This is a genomic window from Nitrospirota bacterium, from assembly GCA_016235245.1.
In the GTDB taxonomy this organism is placed as follows: Bacteria; Nitrospirota; Thermodesulfovibrionia; order Thermodesulfovibrionales; family UBA6898; genus UBA6898.
The window spans coordinates 44259-52878 of sequence record JACRLO010000009.1 but is presented as its reverse complement, the minus strand read 5'-3'; the positions used below and the strand labels follow the sequence as shown (position 1 = coordinate 52878).

The 8620-nt window shown below is 46.4% G+C and carries 5 protein-coding genes and 1 pseudogene; all 6 read right to left on the bottom strand.

Going from position 1 to position 8620, the window contains the following annotated elements:
• Nucleotides 1–47: 47 nt before the first annotated feature.
• The 6 genes and pseudogenes from HZB31_04545 to HZB31_04520 all read right to left on the bottom strand — a co-directional run bounded on the left by HZB31_04545 (nt 48) and on the right by HZB31_04520 (nt 8338).
• Nucleotides 48–227, bottom strand: a pseudogene (locus HZB31_04545) (IS3 family transposase).
• Nucleotides 228–556: 329 nt separating this feature from the next.
• Complete coding sequence (locus HZB31_04540) at nt 557–1651, bottom strand: site-specific integrase (protein ID MBI5847208.1); 1095 nt, start codon at nt 1649–1651, stop codon at nt 557–559.
• A gap of 2 nt (nt 1652–1653) precedes the next feature.
• Nucleotides 1654–1884, bottom strand: coding sequence for a helix-turn-helix domain-containing protein (locus tag HZB31_04535; protein MBI5847207.1), 231 nt, complete (start codon nt 1882–1884; stop codon nt 1654–1656).
• 74 nt (nt 1885–1958) lie between these two features.
• Nucleotides 1959–4880, bottom strand: coding sequence for a hypothetical protein (locus HZB31_04530; protein MBI5847206.1), 2922 nt, complete (start codon nt 4878–4880; stop codon nt 1959–1961).
• Between the two features lie 719 nt (nt 4881–5599).
• On the bottom strand, nt 5600–6502 hold the full coding sequence (locus HZB31_04525) for a hypothetical protein (protein ID MBI5847205.1): 903 nt from the start codon (nt 6500–6502) through the stop codon (nt 5600–5602).
• A 12-nt stretch (nt 6503–6514) separates the two neighbouring features.
• Nucleotides 6515–8338: a hypothetical protein gene (locus HZB31_04520; GenBank protein ID MBI5847204.1), complete on the bottom strand. Its 1824-nt coding sequence runs from the start codon at nt 8336–8338 to the stop codon at nt 6515–6517.
• Nucleotides 8339–8620: the final 282 nt, after the last annotated feature.

The window sequence follows — 8620 nt, the reverse complement described above, 5'->3', positions numbered from 1 at the left end:
TCAAGAAGTTTTTTTCGATGTTGGAGTTCCCCTCGTTCAGTAGACACTCATAGACTACCACTGGCAGCCGCCTTTTCAAACTCACTGGGACTCACCTGACCGAGATCGCTATGACGCCTTGTCCTGTTGCAGAACACCTCGATGTAATCAAATATATCTGAACGGGCTTCTTCCCTGGTCCGATATATCCGCCTTCCGTTTCTTTCCTTCTTGAGACTGCTGAAATAGGTTATGTATTGGATTAATAGGGAAGAGAGATGCTCGTATACAATCTATATCCCGATGGTGATTCATGGTATAACCGATGAAATGGATTACCCATGGCTGAACCCGGAAAGGTCAGCTGCGATCAGGGACTGTCAGAAAAGTGTAAGAAAAATTGGACAGAAATGATCAAAATAGATAGTTCCATATCGAAACATCAATCTGCCTCAAACTCACTCCTGGAGCGCTTTTCAGTGGTATTTACAGGCTCTCTGAAAATCCCCTTTGAACGAATGGCATTCAAGAGGTCGTCGGTTCGATCCCGATCAGCTCCACCATATTTATCAATGACTTACAAGGTTGCAACTTTAGATTCAGTAGGCACTGTAGCCAAATTGTAGCCAGACATGCTTCGGTCATAGATTTCCACCGCCTTGACCTTGTGACTGGGGGCGAGATGCGCATACCGCAAAGTCATTTTTATATCGGCATGACCCAATAATTCTTTTACTGTTACCAGGTCTATACCGGCCATGACTAACTGAGATGCAAAGGTATGGCGAAGGTCATGAAAATGGAAATCCTGAATTTTGGCCCGTCGTAGCGCCGTTGCAAAACTCTTCTTAACCTCTTGATATGGTTTACCGCTTATTGGATCGAAAAAAACATACTTTACATCCAGCCTTCTTTGCATACTCTGCAAGGCATTCCTGAGCGTAGCATTAATCGGAATTTCTCTGCGCTCCCCATTCTTTGTGATAGATAGCAGAATAAAACCATGCTTGAGATCAACATTAGCATCCCACTTTAGACCCAGGATTTCCTGCTTTCTCATTCCTGTGTTGAGAGCGGTAATCACGATAGGTCTTAAATGAGGATCACAGGCTGCTATCAATTCCGAGCACTCTTCCTTGGAGAGATACCGAAGACGTTTGTTGTTTTCCTTGAGCATTTTGATTTTCGGGATATTGGCCCTGTCGATCATTTTCCAGTCAGCAGCCTTCGTGAACATGTGAGCAATAACAGCAAGAAATCGATTGATAGTTGCCGGCTTGTTTGGCACATTTTGAATTTTTCCATCTATCATTTTCTGATGTTTTCCCGCCTTCAATTTTTCTGACTGTAATTTTTCAAGCTCACGCACGCTTATCATCGACAAGCTATAATCCCTAAAACGCTCTTTGAGTTGACTGATCAAATAGACCTTGAAATTAGATCTATACCTGCCCTGCATCCAATTTTCATACTCTTCTGCCAATTCCTGAAAAGAGGGATCAGATTTTATCTCCTGTTCTTTGAACCATCTGCCCTCAACAACCTCAGTTTTGGCCTTGGCATAAATATTTTCTGCCAGTCTTTTATTGGCAGTTCCAGTTGATCGCTGGATGCGGCCTTCATTTGTGTTAATCTTGAACCAGTAAATTTTACCTCTCAGGTAAAGCCCCATACTTAATTGCCTCCTTTCCTGGGGCTACTGGCAACGGTTTTGGTAATTTGATTATAACCGCTACCATTGCTCTTTTTACAGCTGGCAAGCCATTTTTCTATATCATCAAGATCAAAGCGTAAGGCTCCATTGAGCTTCAGAAAAGGGATCTGCCTTAACTCAGCCCACTGGTACAGAGTCTTGGGTTTTACTTTGAGCAGTTCGGCGAGCTCTTGTATTGTTATGAGTTTCATATGCCATTCTGTCTTATTTCTGGTTTCTAAATAGGTATATATTTCTGCCCGAAATCGCAGAACATATTGATATTTCAAAAGAATCGGCAGAAATCATATAAGAGTCCCATTGATATCTTTGAAAGGTCTTCTTCAGTAAAGCGCACAGTGATCAGCTCTCCAAAAGCCTTCATCTTGCTCTCATCCAGGAAAAGGAATATGAGCTTTGAGTATCCTGCTGCCATGCACTTAATGGCATTGCTCAGTTCATACTCTGCCCTGTTGGTCACTGAGATCTCTACAGCAAGCCTATTGCCGTCTTTCCGAAGTCCGATATCAACTGACTCCTTGCTCCCACTGATTGACTCCTCAATCAGCGTATCGTAGCCTGCATTTTCGGCATAAAGCCTTATTACTGACTGCCAGTAACGATGCAGGGGGCCGCCTTTGCCGCTATCGAAATTCAGGCTCAATGCATCGAACCCCTTTGAAGTAAGGATAAGGAATTTGGCAAGCCTGGATCCTGAGCCCAGATGGGTTGTCATCTCTTCGACAAGTCTCTTTTCTTTCAGCATCCTTTTGAGCTTATCTCCCATGTAGGCACTCAGTTTCTGGTTTCTGTAGATAGCGGTCACAGAAAGCGTCGGATTCTGGAACAGGCACTCCAGAAAAGTCCTCTCAGAAACTGAGATATCTGTAGCAGCCTTTGACCTGACGCTCGCCGATTCCTTCGGCTGTGCAGACCTTGTCGTTTTATCTGTTTTCCCGGTCTCAGTTCTGGAAGAGTCTTTTGTAATGGTATATCTGGAACGGGAAAGGGCAATGATTTCGTTCGTATACTGAACAGATGGAGGCTCAGGCGCAAGCTCTGTCGTCATATTGAAGACAGACCCAACCATCTTCAGATACGTCTCACCCTTCCTGAGACGGCCGAACTCCTCTGCCTTGAAGCGGCGGGAGAGTGTTTTTTCGGCAAACAGCTGATCCGACGGAGAATCAGTTGCAAAAAAAATCAGGGTCGAGGCATTAAAAACGTGACGCATGATGTAGTCTGGAATGTCCCCGATCATCTGATTTGCAAGCCACAAATGAAGACCGTACTTTCGTGCGCCACTTAAGATATCGGCCATGCTGGGACAGATCATATGCTGGAATTCGTCGATATAGCAGTAGAAGTCTGGGCTCCTGCCATCGCCCTCACGCATCATTGCGGAAATCTGGAGCTTTGACACCAGCAACTTACCGAGCAGTTGACTGTTGCGTTTTCCTATATCTCCATGTGAAAGGTCGCAGAGTAACACTTTCCGTTTATTCATGACATCGAGAAAATCCACTTTGTTCTCACGGCTGGCAAGCATCGGTCCAATAGTACTGCCTGGTAGGATGAGCGGGCTGAGCTTGTTCGTAATAGTAGTTATGACTCCCCGCTTCTCCAATAGAGGGAATTCATGCTCCCAAAATGATTGAATACGCTCGTCATCAATATCTTCAAGAACCTTCTGCCTCCAATTCTTATCGATCATGAGCCTTTCCATGTCAGAGAGGGTAGAGTCTTTATAGTGAAGGAGTGTAATGATGATAAAATTTAGGGTGTGCTGAACATTTACGCCCAGCGATGTTCCAAAGAGGTCTTCAAAAAAGCTGAGGAGGTCTGTACGGATATGTTCCTTCTCAATCTTCGTCCCGTTATGTGCCAGAGGATTGACAGCCATGGGATGCTCAAAGTCTCCGGCATTGAAGTAGATCACATCTTCGACTCTCATTTTCGAAATTCTGGGCAGGATACCGTGCCTGATTAGGGCACCGTGGGGATCGAAAACACATACGCCGTCTCCATTGTTGATCCTCTGCATTACAGTCGTCAGGATTAGGTTAGACTTTCCAAAACCGGATTTTCCGGATTCATAGACGTGCTGGTTCGGAAGATGTCTGCTATGGCACACAGACTTTTTTGTGCCTCTATAGGTGTTTGTTCCGAGGACCGGTCCTCCTGAGAGGTATTCTTCGGGAACCGGATAGGACTTCACTGCCTGTTCAATAGCAGGCATCGATTCGAGAATCTCAGGTGCCGGTAAATGGACAAAATATGAAAGTTCTGCCGAGTTTAACAGAGACCCATGAACAAAGCTGTTACGTGCCTGAATGCTTTCGATCGGATAGATACCGGGAATACCCGTCAATCCGGTTTCAGCGTTATCAAACTGTCTCAAAAACTGCTCCATGGATACAAGGAGGGCCTTGTCAGAAGCCAGCATCCTGAGACTGACAGCAAAGAGCGGTTTGGTAGTCTTCTTGTCCACAATCTTGGGCAGACCCGGCAGGTCGACAAAGGGAGACTGCGCTGGGTCATAGGGACTTCTTGAGGCTCGTCTCATATTGTCCTTCCAATCATTGGCAACAGGGGCAAAGAGAACCTGAAGAATCCCTGCCCGGCCTTGGTCAAGCTCACTCAGAAGACCAAAGAGGCTCCGCAAAGGGTCGAGAGAGGAATCGGCAACTGAAGACAGGACAAAAAACGGTGAGGCTATAAGGCGATAGGCGCGTGCTACGGAACGTGATGATAAGCCAGAGACAAGATCTTTATCAATAGAGACATCTGCCTCTGGAAAATGAGATCTTATGTGAGAAACCGTCTGAGAACACTGATTTTCGGCAACAATGACCTGATAACTAACTTTCCTATTGGAACCGATGATTTCAAAGGCAATTGGACTTTCAGACGGCAGCGATATGAGAAACTGTTCGGCAGTATCTATGCTGTTTTTGTCTTCTCTTGAGGGCTTAATGCGTATGCAATTCAGGCGAGAAATGCGTGCCTGGGCTGGATTCGATCCAACTGGATGATCCTCAGATATGCGATTGAAAATGGATTCAAAAATAGAGGCCTTCCTCGCCTGCAGATTAAACGGCAAATATGGTGGCTCCAGTGACACAGGATGGGGAAAGATTATTGCTGAACCACGCCCTGCCTCCATCTCCCTTAGGATTTTCTTTCTTTTCTCTTCAATAATGCCCATCGCCTTTCACCCCATTCATATCAGGATTGATGTCTCACAGGCAGGACAGACAATCCACAAGAAAGATTGCCCGCATAATGGACAGGGACTGAAAATGTGTCTCTCTCTGGGAGAGATATAACCGCAACCGCAGCGGTACTGGTTCACAAGCTCCACTTCCTGTCCGCAGGCAAAGCAGACGGCCTCTGGTATGAGAGCTTCCTGTATCAGGCGCACTATCGGGATAACCCGGAACGTGAGCAGATGAAAAGCCAATAGGTAGAACATCAGATTAATGCCTGCGCTTATTCCAAGGAGACTGACTGTCAAAACCGCCAGATGGTATAAAAAAGAGATCATCTGCCTTCTGGTTCTGACGTTCCCGGTCAAAAACATGTTATGGCCTCCACCTTAGTCGCTGTGAGCGCACACTTGCTCCACCCTTTCGCTCCTTTTTTTGCCAAAGCACCGATGCCAATGATCTGACACTCCAGAGAGCTAAACTCTTCATTACGTTAAAGGCAAATGGGAACCATTTCTTCATAAGCATAAGAGCTAATATCAATATAATAATTGTCACAACTAAGAGCATCTCAGATTCCCTGAAGTGGAGATGCCGCATGAGGTATGTTATTGCCGCAAAAATAAGTATCCATTTTAGAGCTGTCCTCGCTATATTCATGGCATTGTTCGATAACCCCAGGACAAGACCGTTATTAACCTGGGGTTATCGACAGGTTTCAATCAGTCACAACAGCGGCTGCCATGACCGGGGCCAAACCCAGAAGACCTGCTGCCACAGAGCCCAGGAGTCGGCCTAAGTTTCTGCTCTCGCCAGCGTTGCCCTGAAGGAGATGGATGAGCGGCATATGAAACCTGACTGAGCGCCGTTTGCCAGCAGACTCAACAACAAAGAAGTCGACATTCTTATTGCCAATTGTCGCAACTGCATATTCGGAGCTGCCTTCGAGATTGTGGGGCAGATCTGCTTCCATGACCTGCTCCTTTACCTCTTTCCACTTCTCTCCAGAGGGTTTGTTCTGAATGAGAAGAGGATATTCCTTCTGCCCCCAAAGAATGTTCAACGGTCCGCCCTTAATGTCATCAGGCTCACGGTCCAGAAATCCAATCCTTCTGACCGTATGGTCGGATATCTTCTTTCTCATAATGTGCAGACCATCCGCATTGAGCGGGTTCATCCTTATCTGGCTGGAACTTTGAGGTCTAATGAACGAGCTCAGGACATCAATCAATCTCACCGATGATTCCCGGCTAACTGTGTCACCCTTAATCAAAGTGCCGGCAAGACCAATAACCGGGCCATGAGTTCCGATACCTCTGGCCAACAGCTGCCACTGGGTCGGCAAATCGGTTTTCCGAAGTACTGAAGACATAGGAGCAACCGTGTCTATGGCAAGGATGACCTCATCAGCCTCGATCTTTTCGATCGCAGATTCACAGGGCTCTTTATAACCAGTTGCGCCGACACCATGACTTCTCCAGTCGAGCATCAGACGGTCTGCTCTATCTTCTTTTGGGTCAGCGATTGCCACGTGGTTGTAGCGAGGCTCTGTCTTCAGAGCCTCCACGGTAATTGCCTGACCACCCCTGTGTGCTCCACCTATGAACAGAGACTTCTTCATAACCTTTTCCTCCTATTCCGTAGTTTTGAGGCTGCATGCCTCGGTGATGGTAGCCTTCACACCCCATTGTGTGAAGACGGCTCTCCAGAGTTTCAATAAGCGATCATAGTTATTAGTGGTCATACGACTTGTTTGATCAGGAGTATAGGGGTGGATGCCACAGGCAATGATACTTGTCGATGCCTTGAATGCAGGTTTGATAGAGCTTTTATCAAGCCAACGAAGAAACTCCTTGTCTGTAGGGACAGTCTTTTCGAAATTGAAGTCCTTATTCTGTTGGCGCATGTCGGAGAGGATATAAAGAAGATTCTCACCTCTATCCGGCATCCGAATTGACGCTCGATAGATCGCCTCGACAACAGCCGAGCCCTTGTTTGTGGGAAGTGACTTGGTGACATCGGTTAGCCTCTGTATAAAATCATTTCGCCATTTCTTTTTGTGCGAACTGACAGGGCCGGGGAATTTTTCAGGGTATTCAGCAGAAAAAAGGATTATAGCAGTGTCAAAGCCCTGGTCAATCAGAAACAGCTCGAATATTCCACCGCCGGCATCATCTGCCTTTCTTATCCAATAGGTTCCGGCATTATTGAGTGCATCGGCTGTGCAGGAGATCCCACCTGCCGAACTGCTCCTATCGCAGACGGCAAGGAGATTGAATTGGTCCTCGGCATGGGCTTTGTGACAACTCGAAAGGGTAACGATCAGAACAAGTAGGATTAGTGCGGTCGCCTGGAGACCACTCTTGAGCAGCTTTGGCATGGTCATGCCACGTGCGTTCCATCCAGTCCAGAAATTGTAAAAGTAGCGCATTTGCGAAACATATGCTTCAACGTGCCTCTGGTGGGCTTCCCAGTCCCTTTTTGATTGCTCCCGTTGCATAAGAGCCTTTTGGTAATGTGTAACATACTCGTTGGTAAGCTGATCAATCCGTTCGAGAGACTGGGTCCTGGCCTGATTGGCCTCTTCGATGCGAGTGGTATACTCTGCTGCCTGCTCATCAAGACGTCTCTGAACACTATCGGTACTGCCTGCTACCTGAGAGGCCTCCTCCCCGTTTCTACCATAGTAGGCTGCTGCGAGAGGTAGGATAATGCCGATGACGGTATAAAGGAGTGTCATGAACCACATGTTCATATCAGTTTCGAGATGGGCATTGGCCTGAATGGCCCTCATCTGCCCAACCAACACAGCTATCCCCAAAAGGCAGGCAGCCCAGAACTTTTTGTGATTTGAGATCAGCACCTGCTTTGCAATCCTCAATGTCGCAACAAAAAAACCTATTGTAAAAAAGAGCGTGGCAATAACGGATACTGGGTGCTTGGTTGCTTCCGAAGTTATTCTCCTCGGATCAATTCCAAAGAAGTCTGCGAAGAGTACAAACATGGCCCCTATCTCTCCCAGCCCCACAACATAGAAGATAAGCCTATTTCTGAAGGCTTCACTTTTGGCATAGTGATAGTCTGGGGTATTCTGAAGGAGTTCAACCCTTTTTTCTGCGTGTTCCTGGAGGGAATCGGACAGATCCCGAATCTGCATTTCATGGCGAGAGATCTCTTCAAGTGTAGTGGAAGCTTTCTGCTGATTGCGGTCGGCATATGAGTTACCCATTCTATCCCTCAATACCGGCTCATCCAAGAGCGCAGGCTCAGACTGATCAAGTTCGGTTCTGACTAATGCACCATCGTTCTGGACGGAGTGGGAGAAAGGTTTACGTTCTTCAGGAGCACGCGCATCGAGTATCGATAATTTTGTCTCGATTGCATCCTGTATTGGAACACCAGTTCTCTGTAACAGGTATGTTTCGACGAATATTTTGGCCTTGCTAAAAATGTTCATGCCATCATCCTCCTGATTAAGAATCTCTCTGCTAAAATTAAAAAAGCCCAAGGTGGCAACATTTAGTTACTACCTCGGGCTTTGGGCTCAATGGCCTCTCGCCTCAGAATCTACACTGTCCAGCTAAAGTCTTTTCAAATCAATTTTCGTTATATGTTTGCAACGATGACATTTAATGACAATTATTTTGTTTTCTGCAATTTCCGCAAGTTTATGCTTATTAGGACATCTAATCTCAAGTATGATTTTATGCCCATCAGAGTCCTTATCATGAGCTGCTTC

Excerpts from the sequence above, each read along its gene's own strand:
- HZB31_04540 (MBI5847208.1), bottom strand. The coding sequence starts at position 1,651 with ATGGGGCTTTACCTGAGAGGTAAAATTTACTGGTTCAAGATTAACACA.
- HZB31_04535 (MBI5847207.1), bottom strand. The coding sequence starts at position 1,884 with ATGAAACTCATAACAATACAAGAGCTCGCCGAACTGCTCAAAGTAAAA.
- HZB31_04530 (MBI5847206.1), bottom strand. The coding sequence starts at position 4,880 with ATGGGCATTATTGAAGAGAAAAGAAAGAAAATCCTAAGGGAGATGGAG.
- HZB31_04525 (MBI5847205.1), bottom strand. The coding sequence starts at position 6,502 with ATGAAGAAGTCTCTGTTCATAGGTGGAGCACACAGGGGTGGTCAGGCA.
- HZB31_04520 (MBI5847204.1), bottom strand. The coding sequence starts at position 8,338 with ATGAACATTTTTAGCAAGGCCAAAATATTCGTCGAAACATACCTGTTA.